The sequence below is a fragment of the Xanthomonas prunicola genome (assembly GCF_002846205.1).
Taxonomy (GTDB): domain Bacteria; phylum Pseudomonadota; class Gammaproteobacteria; order Xanthomonadales; family Xanthomonadaceae; genus Xanthomonas; species Xanthomonas prunicola.
On sequence record NZ_PHKV01000007.1, the window covers coordinates 43916 to 61668 of the forward strand.

Genomic DNA, 17753 nt, shown 5'->3' on the forward strand with positions numbered 1-17753 from the left:
TGACAAAAATCACAGCGGGTTCGCTCCACAAACGCGCGCAACGCACGCGTGTGTCGTACATTCGCGACGTGCAGCCTCATCAGTCAATGCCGTGCGTCACCAATCGCTGCGTGCGACGCGTTCGCACGCACGGCGAGCCTGCGCTGGCCGTTGGCTACCGCACGCATTGCTCGCAGCGCCTCGGAGGCCGTGCGTGAACCGGCCGCACCGTCGATGCGGGTGGTGAGGTGAAACGCCAACGCATCATCAGTGTGACCGTGCTGCTGGTGTTGCTCTGCGCAACGCTCCCGGTCGGCTTGTCCTACTACTTGGCCTGGCGGCTGGCGTTGACGCGCGAAGAGGGCAGGCTGAGCCAGCTGGCCGCGCTGGCGATCCGCCGCACCGAAGCCGCCTTCGACGAGGCACATGGCGCACTGCTGAACATGGCCGCCTCGCGGCTGCCGCCATGCTCGCCAGCGCATCTGGCGCAGATGCGCGCATTGGTGCTGACCGGCCATTACATCGTCGAGCTGGGGCGCTTCCAGCAAGGTCGTCTTAGCTGTACCTCATGGGGGCAACTGCGCGACAGCATTCCGCAGTCCACCGCCGATTTTGTGGTCAAGCGCGGTATCGCAGTGACCACGCGGCTACTGCCGTTGGCCAATCCGCAGCGTCCGCTGATGGCACTGCAACTGGGCGACTACAACGTCCTGATCAACCCCGACACGTTGGCCGACATCAATATTCCGCCCGGCCTGCAACTGGCGATCGGCACACCGGACGGGCAGCTTCTCAGCAGTACCGGCACCGCCGCCGAACGATTGTTGATCGAGCCAGCCGACGAACGTGCACCGGACGACCGCGTGCTGTCGCAGGTACTGTTCGGACGCGACCGCCGTGGCGACTGGACGGCGGTGGTCACCGAACCGGTGGCCTACCTGCGCGGTCCGCTGGCGGCGGCACGGTTGCAACTGGTGCCGGTGGGCATCGCGGTGGCGCTGCTGCTGGTCGGTGCGGTGCTGTGGGTGTCGCGGCGGCGGCTGTCGCCACTGGCGCGGCTGGAAATCGCGGTGCAGCGTGGCGAGTTCATCGTTCACTACCAACCGATCATTGCGCTCGACAGCGGGGCCTGCGTCGGCGCCGAAGCGTTGGTGCGCTGGCAGCAACCCGACGGCGTGCTGGTGCCGCCGGATGCCTTCATTCCGCTGGCCGAAGAAAGCGGTCTGATCCTGCCGATCACCGACCTGGTGGTCGCCGAAGTCATCCGCGAACTCGGCCCCACTCTGGCCGCCGACCCGGCGCTGCACGTGGCCATCAATGTCTCGGCCGAAGACATCAAGAGCGGCCGCGTGCAGAGCGTGCTAGAGCATGCGTTGCGTGGCACCGGCATAGACAGCGGCCAGCTGTGGGTGGAGGCGACCGAACGCAGCCTGATGGACATCGACGCGGCGCGCACCACCATCACCCGTCTGCGTGGCGCCGGGCACACGGTGTCGATCGACGACTTCGGCACCGGCTATTCGAGCCTGCAGTATCTGCAAGGTCTGCCGCTGGATGCGTTGAAGATTGATAAGTCGTTCGTGGACACCATCGGCACCCACTCGGCCACCAGCGCAGTGACCGCGCACATCATCGAGATGGCCAAAACGCTGCAGCTACGAACCATCGCCGAAGGCGTCGAGCGGCAAGAGCAGCTCGATTATCTGCGCGCCCATGGCGTGGATCTGGCGCAAGGCTGGCTGTTCTCGCGCGCGTTGCCGGCCACTGGTTTCATCGCCTATCACGCACAGGCACGCAGTACGGCGCATTGACCGTAGCAACAAAAAAGGCCGCCAATGGCGGCCTTTCGATGTCGATCACGCGTTGGACATCCGATTACGCGCTCTGCAATGCACCGCTGCTGTGGCGCACCGGCTTGGGCCGGCTCGGGAAGGCATGGCGCACGATCCGCCACATCACCTGACCGAACTGCCGCGGCAGCGAGCCGGTGTTGTAATGCTGACCGTAGCGCGCACAGACCTGTTTCACTTCGACCGCGATCTGCGCATAGCGATTGGCCGGCAGGTCCGGGTAGAAGTGATGCTCGATCTGGTGGCTCAGGTTACCCGACAGCACGTTCATCAGCTTGCCGCCAGTAAGGTTCGACGAACCGCGCAGCTGGCGCAGATACCAGTGACCGCGCGATTCGTTGCGGATGGAGTCTTTCGGGAACACTTCGGCATCGGCGGTGAAGTGGCCGCAGAAGATGATCACGAAGGTCCAGATGCTGCGCAGCACGTTGGCAGCAAGATTGCCCAGCAGCACGGTCAGGAAGAACGGGCCGGCCAGCAGCGGAAACACGATGTAGTCCTTGAGCATCTGGCGCCCCATCTTGCGGCCGACCGGCAGGAACGAGGCGCGCAATTCGGCCGCCTTCATCTTGCCGGCGAACCAGCGGCCCAGACGCAGGTCCTGGATCGCCACGCCCCATTCGAACAGCAGCGCAAATACCACCGCGATGAAGGGCTGCAGCAGGTAGAACGGGCGCCAGCGCTGTTCGGGGAAGATGCGCAGCAGGCCATAGCCGATGTCATCGTCCATGCCGCGCACATTGGTGTAGGTGTGGTGCTTGAAATTGTGCGTCTTGCGCCAGTTGTCGCCGGTGGCAACGATGTCCCACTCGTAGGTATTGCCGTTGAGCTGCGGGTCGCCCATCCAGTCGTACTGGCCGTGCATGACGTTATGGCCCAGCTCCATGTTCTCCAGGATCTTGGACAGGGTCAGCAACACCACACCGGCAATCCACGCCGGAATCAGCACACTGTGCACGAACGCACCCAGGAACAGCAGCGCACGACCGGCCACGCCGGTCCAGCGCACGGCAGCCACGATACGACGGATGTAGCGCGCATCGGCGGCGCCGACCTGGCGCTGCACGCGGGCGCGGATGGCATCGAGCTCGTCGCCGAAGGACTGCAGTTCGGCAGCGGACAGGGCGCGGTTATGGACTCGGCTCATGAAGATTCCTTACAGATCCAGGATCAGGTCAGTGCTCGGGGCACTGATGCACAGGCGGACCTGTGCGGTGGGTTCGTTGCTGCGCTCACCGGTGAGCAGGTGGCGCGTGGTACCGGACTGGCGCGCGCAGGCGCAGGTGTTGCAGATGCCCATGCGGCAACCGTGTTTGGGCCGCAGGCCTTGCGCTTCCAGCCCCTCCAGCAGCGACTGACCGCGCGGCAAGGTGAGCGTACGGCCGCTGCGTGACAGCTGGACCTGTACCTGCCCTGCTTCGCTTTCGTCCAGTGCCGGCACGCTGAAGGCTTCGGCCTGAAATGCGGCCACGCGTCCTTGCAGACGTTCGCGCGCGGCTTGCACAAAACCGCCCGGGCCGCAGACCATCACATGGCGCTGGTCCAGCACGGCAATCTGATCCAGCGGATAAGTGTCGATGCGTGCGGCCGGCGTCTCGCCTTCGCGGGTGGTCAGCAACTGCACGCGCAGGCGCGGATGCGCAGCGGCCAGCGCGGCGAATTCGTCGACAAAACAGGCTTCGTCGCGCTGGCGCACCCAGTACAGCAGGTCCACGTCCATCGGCATGCCAGCGTGTGCCGCGGCCTGCAGCAACGCGCGCATCGGCGTGATGCCCGAACCGGCCGCCAGCAACAGTAACGGTGTCGGCGTCGTCGGCAACAGCATGTCGCCGAAGGCAGGGTCCAGCGACACCACCGTGCCCAATGCCGCATCGTGCGCCAGATAACGGCTCACCTGCCCGCCCTCGATCGCCTTGACGGTGATCGCCAGGCGGCCATCGGCCAGCACGGTCGGGCTGTAGCTGCGCAGCAGGCGGCGACCGTCGATCTCCACGCCCAGGCTCACATGCTGACCGGCCTGCAAGCCACGCCAATGGCCGTTGGGCTGCAACACCAGGGTCACCGCGTCGCGGCTGGCTGGGGTGCGTTCGACCAGGCGTGCCATCGGCTGTTCCAGCGTCCACAACGGGTTGATCCGGGTTGCCCAGAAATCGAACAGGTGCGGCGACACCAGCCGGCGCGCCAGACGCGCCGGCAGCGGGGACTTGGACTTGGGAGGAGATGCCAGGTTCATGGGCTGCACTATACGCATGCATGCACAGCCGTGTATACACTTGTATATTGCCAGAGGGGCTATGATTCAGGCCCACGCCCGGCTGCACCCTCATGACCTCCATCGCCCTGCCTTCCCACGACGCGCCGCCGTCCCGCAAGCCGGCGATTTCACGCGAGGATCTCATTGCTGCGGCGCTGTCGTTGATCGGACCCCACCGCAGCCTGTCCACGCTGAGCCTGCGCGAAGTGGCACGCGAGGCCGGCATTGCGCCGAACAGCTTCTACCGCCAGTTCCGCGACATGGATGAGCTCGCCGTGGCCTTGATCGATCTGGCCGGCCGCTCGCTGCGCACCATCATCGGGCAGGCCCGCCAGCGCGCCACCTCCACCGACCGCAGCGTCATCCGCGTCTCGGTCGAGGCCTTCATGGAACAGCTGCGCGCCGACGACAAGCTGCTGCACGTGCTGCTGCGCGAAGGCGCGGTGGGCTCGGACGCCTTCAAGCAGGCGGTGGAGCGCGAGCTGACCTATTTCGAAGACGAACTGCGCGTGGACCTGATCCGCCTGGCCGCCGCCGACAACGCCAAGCTGCACGCGCCCGCTCTGGTGTCCAAGGCGATTACCCGTCTGGTGTTTGCGATGGGGGCGGTGGCGATGGATTCTCCGCCGGAGAAAGATCCCGAATTGATCGAGCAGATCTCACAGATGCTGCGCATGATCCTCACTGGCGCGCGCACCCTGGGCACACACGGCGGCTGATTGTTCGCGTCGATGGTGGCGCTCACGTGAGTCATCGGGCTCGTGTGCGCACGGGCGGAGCTGACCCGGCACACAGTGCATTGCCAGACAGCCACTCGCTGCCCTCGACATGCTTTATCTCCACTGCCTGAAACCAGCGCATCGCCGGGCAATGCCTCTTCTATCCGTCCCCGCAGCGCATCGCAACCGATACACACACTGCATTCTCTTTCGACTGCCCGAAAGATAATCCGAAAATAATTGCATAAAGTGCTTGCGCAATCAAAAAGACGCAGGTAATGTTCGCGCCCTCGGCAGGCACGCCTGCACTTTCGCAGAATCAAACGCATGCACCTGCTCAATTCCGCCACATTCAATCGACTGCCCAGCGCACACCGCGCGGCATCGTTTGTGCGCACGAAGAAAGCAGCCGTGCGCATCACCCGCTTCGACTGATGTCCTGACAAGGAGATCGGTCACCCGATCTCCGAGGCAAGCGAACGCCCTCGGATGCTGCATCCGGGGGCGTTTTCGTTGTGCGTTCGCATCGCCTTTTGTGGATGATCTTCCGGGCACCCGGGCATGGATTGCCCGACAACATGGATGTTGCACACGACCAGGCGCGAGAGCGCTGTGCCCAGGTGTCGGGCACGGGTGGCGCGTGGTCATGCACATACAAAAATGACCATTTGAATAAGAGCGACCAATAAACTAATGCGCAGCCGTCAGGCCGGCGCGGCCGGTGCTCGAATCGGTATGTACTACTCGTACACTGCGGTTCCTGCGTGCCGTCCACGCCTGCCTGACAACTGCTCGCTACGTTGTATTCGCCGCTCTAACGGTAATCAGAAACACTGCGGAAGATATTCAGCGGCCTGGAGTTTATTCCAGCTGGTGCGCGCGGCTGTGCCGTGGCGTATACCGAACTCTTTCTCAGGGTTTCTCGTTACGGGTATCGGCTCCTGGAGGAGCAGCGGCGAAAGCCGAAGGCCTGGTTCGATTCCGGAATACTCACCACTGGATAGCTCAGTTGGGTAGAGCAACAGATTTGTAATCTGTCTGTCGCGGGTTCGAATCCCGCTCCATGCATGACCTTCTCGGTCATTCCTCGGGACGCAAGTCCCTTTACGGAAACGCCCATGCCGCAGGCAGACAGGCAAGCCATCGCCTGACTGTCTGCAGCAGCGGCGCCCCTGCCGGGCCCTTGCCCTGGACGCGCGTGCTGCGCCGTTCGCTACCGCTGCGCAAGACATCGCACCGCGGCAGTCACGCACTTGCAGGCGCCAACAGCGCATTGCGCCCCGCACGGCCGCCGTCACCGGCGTTTCCACCTTTCAACGCCGCGTTGCATCGGCACACGTTTCGCCAGCAGTCCGATCCGGGCGGCGGGACGGCTGCATTCCCGGATCGGACCACCAGAGCCAAACCTAAGGAGAAATGCCATGTTCTGGACCAAGAGGGTCGTGATCGGTGACGGCGAGCGCGGCCTGGTGTATCGCAACCGTCGCTTCGAGTGCGTGCTTGTTCCCGGTGTGTATCGCCTGTTCGATCCATTGGGTCGCACTGAAGTCAGCGTTCACGCCATCACGCAAGGCGCCTATGAAGGCCCCGACGCGGAGATGCTGATCGACACGCTCGGCAGTACCCTGCCGCAGCATTTCGTGCTGGCCGATATCGGTACCGGACAGGTCGGCTTGCTGATCCGCAACGGCAAGCTCGCCGACGTCTTGCCACCGGGCGCGCGCATGCTGTACTGGCGTGGCCCTGCGGCGATCGAGGTGCAAAGCCTGCCACTGGGCGATGGGCTGCAGGTGCCCACCGATGTGCAGCGCAGGCTGCGTCAGCTCGGCACCCTGTCGCGGGTGGCGGTCTGCATGGACGTGCCCGCCGAGTCGCAAGGGCTGGTGTTCGTCGACGGCAAGCTGGTCGCACCGTTCGGACCGGGGGCGTATGCGTTCTGGAATTTCCAGAAGAACATCGCCACCGAAGTGATCGATCTGCGTGTGCAGTCGGTCGAGGTATCCGGGCAGGAGCTGTTGACGCGCGACAAGGTGTCGTTGCGGGTCAACCTGGCCGCCAGCATGCGCGTCACCGATGCCGTGGCAATGCGTACACGCGTGGCCAAGGCCGGCGATTATCTCTACCGCGAGTTGCAGTACGGCTTGCGGCGTGCGGTCTCGGCCAAGACGCTGGACGAGTTGTTGGGCGACAAGGCCTCGCTGGATGCGGATATCTTCGGATATGTGCGTGGCAGCGTGAGCGGCTTCGGCATCGAGGTGCTGGGCGTCGGCGTCAAGGACGTGATCCTGCCGGGCGAGATGCGCGAGATCCTCAATGCAGTGGTGCAGGCGGAAAAGCAGGCGCAAGCCAACGTCATCCGCCGGCGCGAAGAGGCCAACGCCACCCGTTCGTTGCTCAACACCGCCAAGCTGATCGAAGACAGCCCGGTGCTGATGCGTTTGAAGGAGCTGGAGGCGCTGGAAAAGGTCACCGAAAAGATCGACAAGCTCACCGTGTTCGGCGGCCTGGATGGCGTGCTGAAGCAGTTGGTGACGATCAGGCAATAAAGGCTGCGCGTGGCGGAAGGATCTGCCACGCCCTGCCGCAAGGGAATGACAACAATGGGTACTTCACAACACTTTGAATTTCTGCATGCACAAGGCAGCACCACCCCGATCAAGGGCTGGGTGCGCGGCGTGCCACTGGAAGAGCAGGCGCATGCGCAGCTGCGCAATATCGCAGCGGTGCCGTTTGTCGGTCCGTGGGTCGCGGTGATGCCCGACGTGCATCTGGGTAAGGGCGCGACCGTGGGCTCGGTGATTCCGACCCGTGGCGCCATCATCCCGGCGGCGGTGGGCGTGGACATCGGCTGCGGCATGGCCGCGGTGCGCACCACGCTGCGTGCCAACGACCTGCCCGATAATCTGGCGCAGTTGCGCTCCAGCATCGAGCGGAGCGTGCCGGTGGGCAACGGTCGTGGCGGCGAGCACCGCAAGTTGCCGGACAGCATCGAAACCCGCATCGCGCAGTCGGGGTTGGTGCAACGTCTGGACGCGATCAAGCAGCAACACAAGCGCATCCGCACCGACAAGCTGGAATGCCAGATCGGCACGCTGGGCGGCGGCAATCACTTCATCGAGATCTGTCTTGACGAAACCGATGCGGTATGGGTGATGCTGCATAGCGGTTCGCGTGGTACCGGCAACCTGATCGGCACATACTTCATCGAGCGCGCGCGTGAGCAATTGGCGCATCGTGTGTTGGGCTTTCATCTGCCCGACAAGGATCTGGCCTTCTTCATGCAGGGCGAGCCCTTGTTCGACGAGTACGTCCAAGCGGTGTCGTGGGCGCAGGATTACGCCCGCGAAAATCGCGAGGCGATGATGGCGCGTGTGCTGGCCGAGATGCGTCATCGCTTGCCGAAGTTCCAGCTGGAAAAGCTCGCAGTCAATTGCCACCACAACTACGTGCAGAAGGAGACGCACGCTGGCGAGGAACTGTTGATGACCCGTAAGGGCGCGGTGAGCGCACGGACCGGCGAGTTGGGGATCATTCCTGGCAGCATGGGCACACGCAGCTACATCGTGCGCGGGCTGGGCAACGCCGACAGTTTCCACAGCTGCAGCCACGGCGCAGGGCGTGTGATGAGCAGAACTGCTGCACGTGCGCAGATCACGCTGGCACAGCACCGCGAGGCCACCGCGCATGTGGAATGCCGTAAGGATGCGGCAGTGATCGACGAGTCGCCTGCGGCGTACAAGTCGATCGATGCGGTCATGGCCGCGCAGCAGGATCTGGTTGAGGTGCTGCACACCTTGCGCCAGGTGGTGTGCATCAAGGGGTAGAAAAAGGGCCGCACTAGCGGCCCTTTTTTCTTGCACACGCCTCGCGTACAGGAGTCAGCAACCTCATCCGCAATGCGATGCACAGTTCAGTCATGTCGCGATGACACTCACATCAAAGCACGCACGTTTCACTCTTTCGACGCCATCGTTGCGCCTCGTTCGCGACCTGATCTACAGGGCGCATCCATCAACAATCCGGAGGCGGTATGAGCAATCTCAATGAGCAGGAACGCAAAGAAGAAGCAAAGGATTTGAACCGCGACCCGATCTCCGGTGCACCCGGGGCGCATCCGGTTGGCGTGAGCGTTGGTGGCATCGCCGGTGGTGCAGCAGCAGGCGCGCTCGCAGGCACGGTATTCGGCCCGCTTGGTACCTTGATCGGTGCGGCAGCCGGTGTGGTCGCAGGCGCTGCAGCCGGTAAGGGCGTGGCTGAACGTCTCGACCCGACGGTAGAGACCGAATACTGGCGCCAGGAACATCGCAATCGTCCTTACTACAAGGAAGGCACCGATTACGATCGCGACTATGCAACCGTCTATGGATTCGGTTTGCAGGCTCGCGAAACCCGCCCCACCAGCACCTGGGAAGAAACCGAAGCCACACTGGCTGGCGAATGGCCGCGTAACCGCGGTCAATCGCGCCTGGAATGGGACCGAGCCCGTCTTGCCGCACGCGATGCGTGGGACCGTGCAGACCGCACCCACACGGTCTACCGCGACAGCGACACGCATTACGCAGGCCGCTTCGACAGCGCCAGCTACCGCGATACCGACTATTCCTATGACGACTATCGCCCGGCCTATCGCTATGGCGTGCAGGCGCGCCAGCAGCACGCCGGCCGCCAGTGGGATGACCACCTGGATCGCGATCTGGGCGAAGGCTGGGACCGCTTCAAGGCCAATTCGCGCCTGAGCTGGGAAAAGGCCAGGCATGCAGTGCGTGAGGCATTCGACTCTGCGCATCACGATGCAACGGCGCGTCGCAATCCGACCGACCCGCGTGTTTAATCGCTCGTAGCGGCTTGGCAGAACGCGCCGCCGTCGCGCGATACGTTGCATCAGAACGGGCCCGCTTGGGCCTGTTCTGCGCTGTGGTGTGGAGCGATGCACGCTGAAGCGTCCGTTCGCCTGCACCCGGAGCGCTTCTGCACAGGCATGCATTTGAGGCTAATCAACCCAACAAGCCTTCGATGCGCGCCTGGGCTCCATCACGCACAGAGGCGACGCATGCGTGGCCACACTCCCTCCATGCGCCACGATGCAACTAATCCGAGGTCTTCTCCACCGCGCGAATGTCGCCACGAAATACCGGGGCGGCCTGCTCCATTTGGGTCGCAGCAGCGCCTTGCTGATCCTTGAGCAATTGCTTGCGCGTCGCCACCACCTCCCTGGCCAGTGCGATGCGACGCCCGACGACCATTTCGGTCAGCCAGTCGATCAACGCACGCGTGTACCGTTGCTGATGTTCCTTGATGCGCAGCGCATGGTCGGCGCCAGCAATCACGCGCGATGTGAGCGAACGCGCCTGCACGAACGCGGCCGCATAGTTGTGCAACACCGGCTGCGGCACGATCACATCGTGCTCGGCTTCCACCAACAACACATCGCCCTTGTAGTCGGCACAAGCGGCCAAGGCGATGTTGTCTTCCGGACGCAGGCGCTGCTGACGATAGGCCATCAGATCCGGGTCGGCATTGAGGCTGACCTTGGGCTGGTCCCAATGCGCATCCTTGTAGAGTGCGGGCGAACGCAACGCCAGCCATTCCACCGGGCGCTCGCGCGTGAGCAATGCCGACAGATAACCGCCGTAACTCAGGCCGACCACCGCGATCGACTGCGCATCCACATACGGCAAGCTCGCTAACTGATCGTAAGCGGCCTTGATGTCGTCCAGGTTCTGCGCGCGCGTCACGGTCTGGCGCATCGATGCGTAGCCTTCATGGCCGCGCAGGTCGAAGGTCATGCAGATGCAGCCCAGGCCAGCAGCCTCGCGTGCGCGCACCAAACTGTGGTGTTGACTGCCACCCCAGCCGTGCACGAACAGGACGGCAGGCATGCCCGAGGGCGTCAGCAAGGTGCCACTCAGTGCATCCTCGCCGACAGGAATATCGATACTGGAAAGTTTGGCTTCCATTACGTCGCAGAGACCCTCCTGTATTTGTAACACGGCCCCGGCCCGGGTTGCGTTGCGCGGTAGTAGATCTGCGCATCGGCCGGCGGCTCGCCCTCATAGATTTCATGAGTGGACGCAGTGACCCATTGCAATGCAGGATCTTGCTGAAACGCGGCAATTGCAGCGAGTTCGGCCGGTGTGGCGCCGCCAATCCGCCAGGATTGTTCAAGCACGCCACACACCTGCACGTTGCCAGCATCTTTGCCGCTAACCACATCATAGTTGCGGCGGGAGATCTGCAACTCAGGATAGGCAGCGGCGATGAATCGATCGTATCTGCACGCCTGTTCGACCACCCGCTGCTCAAGCGGCGGCAATGCGGTGGCCATCAATGCCTCCAGCGATCCGCGGTACACGCGCAGCGCCGAGCCGCCGTAGACAGCGGTGCCATCCACGCTGGGCACGCTGCATTGGGTGCCGTAGTACGCGATCTGGATGCCGGCGACGCATAGCTCGCCCACGCTATGCGTCAGCGGCTGCAGGATGTTGCGCTCCAGCACCGCGCCATGCGTGTCTAGATAGGTGTCGGGCAGGCTGTCCAACACCTGCATGAGCTGCAATGGGTCGGCAATGCGCCACTGTTCGTTACCGCCCACGCCGGTCGGCAACTTCAAGCGCACACCTCCACCGCCAGACAGCGCCGCGAACGCATGTATCGCATTCTGGCGAGAAAAAATGGTATAGCCCGGCAATGTGGCGGAAATCAATGAGGTGGCCAGCGCCTGATCCCAGCCTTCGATGCGTGCTGCATCGTTGCTGATCAACGGGTGACCAATCACCTTGGTGGCCAGAAACGCATACGGCACGATCCCGCCGAGCAAATCGCCAGCGCCATGAATACCGAGTCCGCGTGCTTGCGCAAGGGTAAGCGTGTCGTCGGGGACGTGAAAGCTGCCGGCTTCGATGCGACCATCAACGGCAACGCCGGCATCGCGCACACCCAGCAAGCGGGCGATCTCGCTGCACACCCACGCATGTGTCGCACGCTCATGACCATGCTTGGGCACACGGCGCGTGGCGTGCCCAAGCACTTGTCGAAAGTGCGTCTGTGCCATGACCTCTCCCTGCGGCATGGCCGCGTCGTTGCTGGCCTCGGTCACCGCTGAGGAACGGGTCTAAAAATGCGTTGGCGTGAGCGTCTTATTTCAGTGCCAGATACAGGCCCAGCACGATGAGGAACACCACGATCAAACTGATGGCGATGCGCCCACCACGCAGCTCCAACAAGGCGTGCCACCACACGCGCGCTTCAGGTGTGCCAACGGCATGCTGTGGCTTACGGTCACTGGTCTCGCTGTCCTGCATCCTGAGTGCTCTCGCTCCATTACGTCATCGTCCACCATAATGATCAGACGTTACACAAGTGTGGAGCGGTTCAGAATCTTCCGTGAAATGCGGCATTTCGCACGCAAATTTGCCTGATTCGATGGCAATGTATGCTTTGTTCTGCAGGGTATAGCGCGCTGCGGTCGCAATAGCGGAGCGATACGAAGCCGCTGCCTTTCGTTCGTTGAAGCAGCTGCGGACGTGTCATATCGTGCGCGCTGACGACATGCACGTGTCTGCATGCATCGCGTGTAGAACACCGAAGCAGTCTGACCAATTAAGTGTGCGTCGCCCTGTAGCGCTGCTATGGTCGGGTTCGATGATCATTCGTTGACATACCTGCAGTTACTCTGCAGGTCAAGTTTGTTTACCCCGGAACACGTCAAGTCATGAGCAGAGATCCATCCGTCATCGATGTACAGGCCGAAATCGCGCATTGGCAGGCGCGGCATGCTCAGGGCAACCTTGGCGCAGGCAAGTTCAGCGAGTTGTCCCCGGTGGTGAAGATGGCCTGCGATATCTACCTGCAGGCACCGCGTTCGAGCGATCAGGAACGTCTGCGCCTGTTCCGGGACCGCTTGGAGCACCACTTCATTTCATCCAGCACACAGTCCAACTACGAACAGTTGGCAACCGATTGCTGGCAGCGTTTGGGCACACGCAATCGTTGAGCTCGCAGTCTCGAGCAGTACGAGTAGGACCTGTTTTTCATCGGAGATCATCATGAAAACCCCGTATCAAGTGCAGCAGGAGCTGGAACGATTGGAGCGGCTGGTTCCGCACATCGTCAGCGACCAGGGCGACCGCGCGGAGGAAATCCTTGGCTTCCACATCGCCAGTCTGCTGGGGAGCGCACCGGCCAGCGAACACATGTTGATTCGCGAGCGTACCGCCCGCATGGCGCGCACCTGCCGCAGTGCACAGGAGGCAGTGCGTGCACCCAAGGTACCTGTCAGACCCGTGGGCATTGCGCCCGTTGCCCAGCCGCAATTGGCCTGACCGACACCTCTCCGGAGCCGCACAGCGGCTCCTTTGCATTCCACCCTCGACAATTGCCGATTCTTTCCAGGACCTCCATGAAATCCACGCTCATCACTGCTTCGCTGTTGGCCATGCTCTCCCTGACTGCGTGCGATCGCCCTGGTGGCGATGCATCGCGCACGGCCCCAGCGGTGTCGCCCGAACCGACGGCTGCGCCTGTCAGCGGCAGCGGTGCGACCGAATTGGCCAAGGGTGATGGCGCGGTGTTGGGCGTGCTGGCGGCCATCGACGAGAATGAGATTGCGCTCGCCAAGCAGGCCATCGAACAGGATCTGGGAGGGGCCACTGGCGATTTCGCGCAGCAGATGCTGCACGACCACGAAGCGAACCTTGAAAAGACCAAGTCGCTTGGCGCAGCCGAGAGCCCGCGTGCCGAAGCCATGCGCGCCAAGGGCAAGGCTGCTGTGGAAGCGCTGTCCAAAACACTGACCTTGCCCGACGGCAAGGACGCGTACCGCAACGCGTTCATGCGCACGATGGTCATCGACCATGGTGACACGATCAAGATCATCGATTCGGAACTGCTGCCCGCTGCCGAAAGCGCACCGGTCAAGCAGCACCTGGAAGAGACCCGACGCGTGGTCTCGGCGCATTTCGAACGCGCCCACGCGGTGTCCTCGTCCAAATAAGCAACTGTCCGGACTGCACCCTGCAAACGCGCCGGCCCGTCCGGCGCGTTTGCGTTTAGCGCCCAGTACATGCCGCTGCCTGCGAGGCGCTTCGGCCACGCAGTGAGATGACGGCGCAGCGCACAGCGGGATGTCCGCGCCAGCTTCACCTCGCTTGGCGTGATCCTGGCCTATGGTGCCGCATCGATTCGGCCCGGGAGCCATCCATGCATCTGCTCATCACCGGCGGCACCGGCTTCATCGGCCAAGCCTTGTGCCCGGCATTGCTGCAGGCCGGCCATCAGGTCAGCGTCCTGACTCGCGACGTGCGACGCGCCAGGCGCACCCTGCCCGGCGTCACTGCGGTGGAGACGCTGGACAGGATGCAGGCCGATGCAGTCATCAACCTGGCCGGCGAGCCGCTGGCTGCAGGCCGTTGGACCGATGCCCGCAAGCAGCGCTTCCGCGAATCGCGCCTGGGCATCACCCGCCAATTGCATGCCTGGATTGCGCAGCAGCCGGCCGCGCAACGCCCCTCTGTGCTGATTTCCGGCTCGGCCGTGGGCTATTACGGCGCGCGGGGCGACACGGCACTGACCGAAGCCGAGCCCGCCGGCGATGACTTCTCTGCCGTGCTGTGCCGCGATTGGGAAGCCGAAGCAACTACCATCGCCGCCCTCGGCCCGCGCGTGAGCTGGGTGCGCACCGGTATCGTGCTGGATCGCGATGGCGGCGCGCTGGCCCGCATGCTGCCGGCATTCCGTTTCGGCGGCGGCGGGCCGTTCGGCGATGGCCGGCACTGGATGAGCTGGATCCACCGCGCCGATATGGTCGCGCTCTTGCGATGGCTGCTGCAGCACGGCCAGCCCGGCGCCTACAACGCTACTGCGCCCAACCCGGTCACCAATGCAGAATTTGCGCGCACGCTGGCCCATGTGTTGCACCGCCCCGCCCTGCTGGCATTGCCGGCAGGGCTGCTGCGGCTGGGCTTCGGCGAGATGGCCAACCTGCTGCTGATCAGCCAGCGCGTACTGCCGCAACGCGCGCTCGATGCCGGCTTCCGCTTCCAGTACGTCCAGCTGGACGCGGCGCTGCGCGCCATTCTGCAGCGCTGATCGGCGACCAAGACGCGGCCAACCGAAAGGGCTCCTCCTGGACGCAAGCAACACAGTGACGCAGCAGAGAGGCGTCACCAAGGGCAGGTAGAACGACACGGGAAAGGCTAAGCAGGCTGCAACGAACGACTCCCTAAGACAGCGACAAGAAGGGCCAACGACTCGGCCACAAAAAAAGCCGACGCTGTTGCACAGTGCCGGCTTTTCAACAGGACATCTGGTGCGTGCGCTGCACGCAGCGCACGCCGCAGCGTGACGACCTCAGCGCGTCACGCGCTTTACGGCTTTTTTGCCCACTGCCTTGCGGGCAGCGGTGGTCTTGGCCACAGCACGCGTTGCCGGGGTCTTGGTGACCTTGGCCGCTTTCTTCAACGCGGTTTTTGTCACCGCCTTCTTGAGCGGAGCCTTCTTCACTGCGGCCTGTTTGGTCGCGGTCTGCTTGGCGACCGGCGCTTTCTTGGCCGCGGGCTTGGCCGGCGTCTTGGCAACCGACTTCTTCGCTGCCGCCGACTTGGCCGCGGCCTTCTTCGCTGCCGTACGCGCGTTCACCGTTGCAACAGCGGTCTTGCGCGCTGTGCTCTTGGCGGCAGTCTTGGCACTCAGTGCAGCCGCTTCGGCCTTGGCGTTGGCCTTGGCAGTTTCCAGCTTGCGCTTGGTCTTGGCCTTGGTGTCGGTGATCTTCTTCTTGGCGGCGGCGCTGGTGCTGCTCAACTTCTGCTTGGCCGCATCCTTGGTGGACACCAGCTTCTGCTTCGCGGCGTCTTTGGTGGCGACCAGCTTGTCCTTGGCAGCATCCTTGGTCGCCGTCAGCGAACGCGTGGTCTTGGCCACGCTGCGCTTCACTGCGGTGGCCGCGGCGCCGGCCTTCTTGGCCACGTTCTTTTCGACCTTGACCACCGCCTTGCGCGCTTTGGCTACACGCGTCTTGACCTCTTCCACTGCCGTGCCTGCAGCTTCCTGCACGCTGGCGACCGCCTCGCTGGTGGTACTGGCGATGGTCTCGGTCAACTCGGTGGCGGTGCTCTTTACGCTATCGACGGCGTCGGACAGGGTTGCCGTTACACCATTGCCGTTGCTCATAGTCCCTCCTTAAGGGCGTCAGTGCGGGAAACCGGGCGATGCGCGACCGCACGCAACATGCTGAACAGGCATCGGATGAAGCGGACGCTACGCCGGGCCTGACGGGCTGTCAACGCAATCGGGGCAAGGGATGCGCGGCACTTTCACCAGCAGTTAAATTGTACCCAGGCACTCTCGTTCAGCTTGATTTACGCAGTCAGACGCCCTATTCCTCTTCCACCGCGTAACCCGGAATCCGTTCCATGCGACCGCTGCCCACTTTGCTGACTCTTTCGCTGGCCGCTGCCTTCGGCGGATTTGCCGCCACTGGCATCAACGCTTGGCTCGACAACCGTGCCGACGCCACACCGCCGAGCAATGCCGCCTTTACACTGCCCACCGCCGCCGCGTTGCCGGCCGCAGTCGCCGGCCAACCGGTGCCGTCGCTGGCGCCGATGCTGCAGCAGGCGATGCCGGCAGTGGTGAGCGTCAACACCAAACAAGTGGTGCGCGTGCGCAACCCGTTCTTCAACGACCCGATCCTGCGCCGGCTGTTTCCACAGGTACCACAGGACCGCATCAACGAATCGCTGGGGTCGGGCGTGATCATCGATGCGCAAAAAGGCTACGTGCTGACCAATCACCACGTCATCGAAAACGCCGACGACGTGCAGGTGACGCTGGGCGACGGGCGCACGGTCAAGGCAGACTTCATCGGCTCCGATGCCGATACCGATATCGCGTTGATCCGCATCAAGGCCGATAACCTCACCGACATCAAACTGGCCGACAGCAACGCGCTGCGCGTGGGCGATTTTGTAGTGGCGATCGGCAACCCGTTCGGCTTTACCCAGACCGTCACCTCCGGAATCGTCTCGGCAGTGGGGCGCAGCGGCATTCGCGGGCTGGGCTATCAGAACTTCATCCAGACCGATGCCTCGATCAACCCCGGTAACTCGGGCGGTGCGCTGGTCAATCTGCAGGGCCAACTGGTGGGCATCAACACCGCCAGCTTCAACCCGCAAGGCAGCATGGCCGGCAATATCGGTCTGGGCCTGGCAATTCCGTCCAACCTGGCGCGCAACGTGGTCGAACAACTGGTGACCAAGGGCGTGGTGGTGCGTGGCACGCTCGGCTTGGAAACCCAGAACCTCACCCAACAGATGCTGCAGGGGCTGGGCGTGGATTCGTTGCGTGGCGCCTTGGTGACGCGCGTGTTGCCTGGTTCCGCAGCGGCAGCCGCAGGTGTGCAACCGGGTGATGTGGTGGTGGCGGCCAACGACCAGCGCGTCGACAGTGCCGAGGCCCTGCACAACTATGAAGGCCTGCAAGCCGTTGGCAGCGCGGTGACATTGGACATCCGTCGCGATGGCAAACCGCTCAAGCTCAAGGCCACGCTAAAAGAGCAGGACCGCGCCGTTACCGGCGACATGCTCGACCCACGCTTGACCGGCGCGACCTTCGTGGACCTGCCCGAATCGCTGCGTCAGTCCGGCATCACCGGGGTGATGGTGAGCGAGGTCAAACGCGGCGGTCGCGCCGCAGCCAATGGGTTGGTGACCGGCGATGTCATCGTGGCCAGTAGCGTGGGCGAGTTTGCCGATCTTGCCAGCTGGCGCGCCAATTTCCAGCGCAAACCGCAGCAGCTGGTCGTGCGCATCCTGCGTGGCAACGCGCAGTACGACGCGCTGATGCGTTGACGTGATGTGTACCGCGAAGTGCTTCCACTAACGCCTCCTACACCCCCCCGATGCTATTGCTAGCGCTCGACCGCACGTGAGTGGCGGCTGTGTCATCAATGACCCA

16 protein-coding genes and 1 other RNA gene are annotated in these 17753 nt (G+C 63.4%); 11 read left to right on the forward strand and 6 right to left on the reverse strand.

The window, feature by feature from the left end:
- Window positions 1-227 precede the first annotated feature (227 nt).
- Entirely contained in the window at window positions 228-1790 is a 1563-nt protein-coding gene (locus XpruCFBP8353_RS17775) for an EAL domain-containing protein (RefSeq protein WP_101364402.1), read from the forward strand.
- Between the two features lie 64 nt (window positions 1791-1854).
- Here XpruCFBP8353_RS17775 and XpruCFBP8353_RS17780 read toward each other — a convergent pair whose 3' ends face one another.
- Together XpruCFBP8353_RS17780 and XpruCFBP8353_RS17785 are read right to left on the reverse strand one after the other, a co-directional pair.
- Window positions 1855-2976, reverse strand: a complete 1122-nt coding sequence (locus XpruCFBP8353_RS17780) for a fatty acid desaturase family protein (RefSeq protein ID WP_101364403.1) — start codon at window positions 2974-2976, stop codon at window positions 1855-1857.
- Between the two features lie 9 nt (window positions 2977-2985).
- A complete protein-coding gene (locus XpruCFBP8353_RS17785) occupies window positions 2986-4062 on the reverse strand; it encodes a ferredoxin reductase (RefSeq protein WP_101364404.1) in 1077 nt (358 codons plus the stop codon).
- Between the two features lie 92 nt (window positions 4063-4154).
- Between XpruCFBP8353_RS17785 and fabR the strand changes: the two genes are divergently transcribed.
- The 5 genes from fabR to XpruCFBP8353_RS17820 all read left to right on the forward strand — a co-directional run bounded on the left by fabR (window position 4155) and on the right by XpruCFBP8353_RS17820 (window position 9633).
- The gene (fabR, locus tag XpruCFBP8353_RS17790; protein ID WP_005989260.1) at window positions 4155-4802 is read left to right on the forward strand and encodes an HTH-type transcriptional repressor FabR; all 648 of its coding nucleotides are present in this window, start codon (window positions 4155-4157) and stop codon (window positions 4800-4802) included.
- A gap of 735 nt (window positions 4803-5537) precedes the next feature.
- Window positions 5538-5613: non-coding RNA, sX9 sRNA (locus XpruCFBP8353_RS17795), on the forward strand.
- 610 nt (window positions 5614-6223) lie between these two features.
- Window positions 6224-7348, forward strand: a complete 1125-nt coding sequence (locus XpruCFBP8353_RS17810; protein ID WP_101364406.1) for a slipin family protein — start codon at window positions 6224-6226, stop codon at window positions 7346-7348.
- Between the two features lie 54 nt (window positions 7349-7402).
- Window positions 7403-8626, forward strand: coding sequence for an RtcB family protein (locus XpruCFBP8353_RS17815; protein WP_101364407.1), 1224 nt, complete (start codon window positions 7403-7405; stop codon window positions 8624-8626).
- 206 nt (window positions 8627-8832) lie between these two features.
- Entirely contained in the window at window positions 8833-9633 is an 801-nt protein-coding gene (locus XpruCFBP8353_RS17820) for a hypothetical protein (RefSeq protein ID WP_101364408.1), read from the forward strand.
- Between the two features lie 256 nt (window positions 9634-9889).
- On the opposite strand, the gene XpruCFBP8353_RS17825 is transcribed toward XpruCFBP8353_RS17820, so the two are convergent.
- The 3 genes from XpruCFBP8353_RS17825 to XpruCFBP8353_RS24005 all read right to left on the reverse strand — a co-directional run bounded on the left by XpruCFBP8353_RS17825 (window position 9890) and on the right by XpruCFBP8353_RS24005 (window position 12103).
- Window positions 9890-10759: an alpha/beta hydrolase family protein gene (locus XpruCFBP8353_RS17825; RefSeq protein WP_101364409.1), complete on the reverse strand. Its 870-nt coding sequence runs from the start codon at window positions 10757-10759 to the stop codon at window positions 9890-9892.
- On the reverse strand, window positions 10759-11853 hold the full coding sequence (locus XpruCFBP8353_RS17830; RefSeq protein WP_101364487.1) for a DUF3182 family protein: 1095 nt from the start codon (window positions 11851-11853) through the stop codon (window positions 10759-10761). Before XpruCFBP8353_RS17830 ends, XpruCFBP8353_RS17825 begins: the two co-directional genes overlap by 1 nt.
- An 85-nt stretch (window positions 11854-11938) precedes the next feature.
- Window positions 11939-12103, reverse strand: a complete 165-nt coding sequence (locus XpruCFBP8353_RS24005; RefSeq protein WP_165786174.1) for a hypothetical protein — start codon at window positions 12101-12103, stop codon at window positions 11939-11941.
- 410 nt (window positions 12104-12513) lie between these two features.
- On the opposite strand from XpruCFBP8353_RS24005, the gene XpruCFBP8353_RS17835 reads away from it, so the two are divergent.
- The 4 genes from XpruCFBP8353_RS17835 (at window position 12514) to XpruCFBP8353_RS17850 (ending at window position 14888) form a co-directional block, all read left to right on the forward strand.
- Window positions 12514-12795: a hypothetical protein gene (locus XpruCFBP8353_RS17835; RefSeq protein ID WP_101364410.1), complete on the forward strand. Its 282-nt coding sequence runs from the start codon at window positions 12514-12516 to the stop codon at window positions 12793-12795.
- A 52-nt stretch (window positions 12796-12847) separates the two neighbouring features.
- Window positions 12848-13123 carry a hypothetical protein gene (locus XpruCFBP8353_RS17840; RefSeq protein ID WP_101364411.1) on the forward strand — a complete coding sequence of 92 codons (276 nt, stop codon included), beginning with the start codon at window positions 12848-12850 and terminating at the stop codon, window positions 13121-13123.
- 77 nt (window positions 13124-13200) lie between these two features.
- Window positions 13201-13794 carry a DUF4142 domain-containing protein gene (locus XpruCFBP8353_RS17845; RefSeq protein ID WP_101364412.1) on the forward strand — a complete coding sequence of 198 codons (594 nt, stop codon included), beginning with the start codon at window positions 13201-13203 and terminating at the stop codon, window positions 13792-13794.
- A 206-nt stretch (window positions 13795-14000) separates the two neighbouring features.
- Complete coding sequence (locus XpruCFBP8353_RS17850) at window positions 14001-14888, forward strand: TIGR01777 family oxidoreductase (protein ID WP_101364413.1); 888 nt, start codon at window positions 14001-14003, stop codon at window positions 14886-14888.
- A gap of 261 nt (window positions 14889-15149) precedes the next feature.
- Here XpruCFBP8353_RS17850 and XpruCFBP8353_RS17855 read toward each other — a convergent pair whose 3' ends face one another.
- On the reverse strand, window positions 15150-15968 hold the full coding sequence (locus XpruCFBP8353_RS17855; RefSeq protein WP_101364414.1) for a histidine biosynthesis protein HisIE: 819 nt from the start codon (window positions 15966-15968) through the stop codon (window positions 15150-15152).
- Between the two features lie 242 nt (window positions 15969-16210).
- On the opposite strand from XpruCFBP8353_RS17855, the gene XpruCFBP8353_RS17860 reads away from it, so the two are divergent.
- The gene (locus XpruCFBP8353_RS17860) at window positions 16211-17647 is read left to right on the forward strand and encodes a Do family serine endopeptidase (RefSeq protein ID WP_101364415.1); all 1437 of its coding nucleotides are present in this window, start codon (window positions 16211-16213) and stop codon (window positions 17645-17647) included.
- Window positions 17648-17753: the final 106 nt, after the last annotated feature.

Excerpts from the sequence above, each read along its gene's own strand:
- XpruCFBP8353_RS17780 (WP_101364403.1), bottom strand. The coding sequence starts at position 2,976 with ATGAGCCGAGTCCATAACCGCGCCCTGTCCGCTGCCGAACTGCAGTCC.
- XpruCFBP8353_RS17785 (WP_101364404.1), bottom strand. The coding sequence starts at position 4,062 with ATGAACCTGGCATCTCCTCCCAAGTCCAAGTCCCCGCTGCCGGCGCGT.
- fabR (WP_005989260.1), top strand. The coding sequence starts at position 4,155 with ATGACCTCCATCGCCCTGCCTTCCCACGACGCGCCGCCGTCCCGCAAG.
- XpruCFBP8353_RS17810 (WP_101364406.1), top strand. The coding sequence starts at position 6,224 with ATGTTCTGGACCAAGAGGGTCGTGATCGGTGACGGCGAGCGCGGCCTG.
- XpruCFBP8353_RS17815 (WP_101364407.1), top strand. The coding sequence starts at position 7,403 with ATGGGTACTTCACAACACTTTGAATTTCTGCATGCACAAGGCAGCACC.
- XpruCFBP8353_RS17820 (WP_101364408.1), top strand. The coding sequence starts at position 8,833 with ATGAGCAATCTCAATGAGCAGGAACGCAAAGAAGAAGCAAAGGATTTG.
- XpruCFBP8353_RS17825 (WP_101364409.1), bottom strand. The coding sequence starts at position 10,759 with ATGGAAGCCAAACTTTCCAGTATCGATATTCCTGTCGGCGAGGATGCA.
- XpruCFBP8353_RS17830 (WP_101364487.1), bottom strand. The coding sequence starts at position 11,853 with ATGGCACAGACGCACTTTCGACAAGTGCTTGGGCACGCCACGCGCCGT.
- XpruCFBP8353_RS24005 (WP_165786174.1), bottom strand. The coding sequence starts at position 12,103 with ATGCAGGACAGCGAGACCAGTGACCGTAAGCCACAGCATGCCGTTGGC.
- XpruCFBP8353_RS17835 (WP_101364410.1), top strand. The coding sequence starts at position 12,514 with ATGAGCAGAGATCCATCCGTCATCGATGTACAGGCCGAAATCGCGCAT.
- XpruCFBP8353_RS17840 (WP_101364411.1), top strand. The coding sequence starts at position 12,848 with ATGAAAACCCCGTATCAAGTGCAGCAGGAGCTGGAACGATTGGAGCGG.
- XpruCFBP8353_RS17845 (WP_101364412.1), top strand. The coding sequence starts at position 13,201 with ATGAAATCCACGCTCATCACTGCTTCGCTGTTGGCCATGCTCTCCCTG.
- XpruCFBP8353_RS17850 (WP_101364413.1), top strand. The coding sequence starts at position 14,001 with ATGCATCTGCTCATCACCGGCGGCACCGGCTTCATCGGCCAAGCCTTG.
- XpruCFBP8353_RS17855 (WP_101364414.1), bottom strand. The coding sequence starts at position 15,968 with ATGAGCAACGGCAATGGTGTAACGGCAACCCTGTCCGACGCCGTCGAT.
- XpruCFBP8353_RS17860 (WP_101364415.1), top strand. The coding sequence starts at position 16,211 with ATGCGACCGCTGCCCACTTTGCTGACTCTTTCGCTGGCCGCTGCCTTC.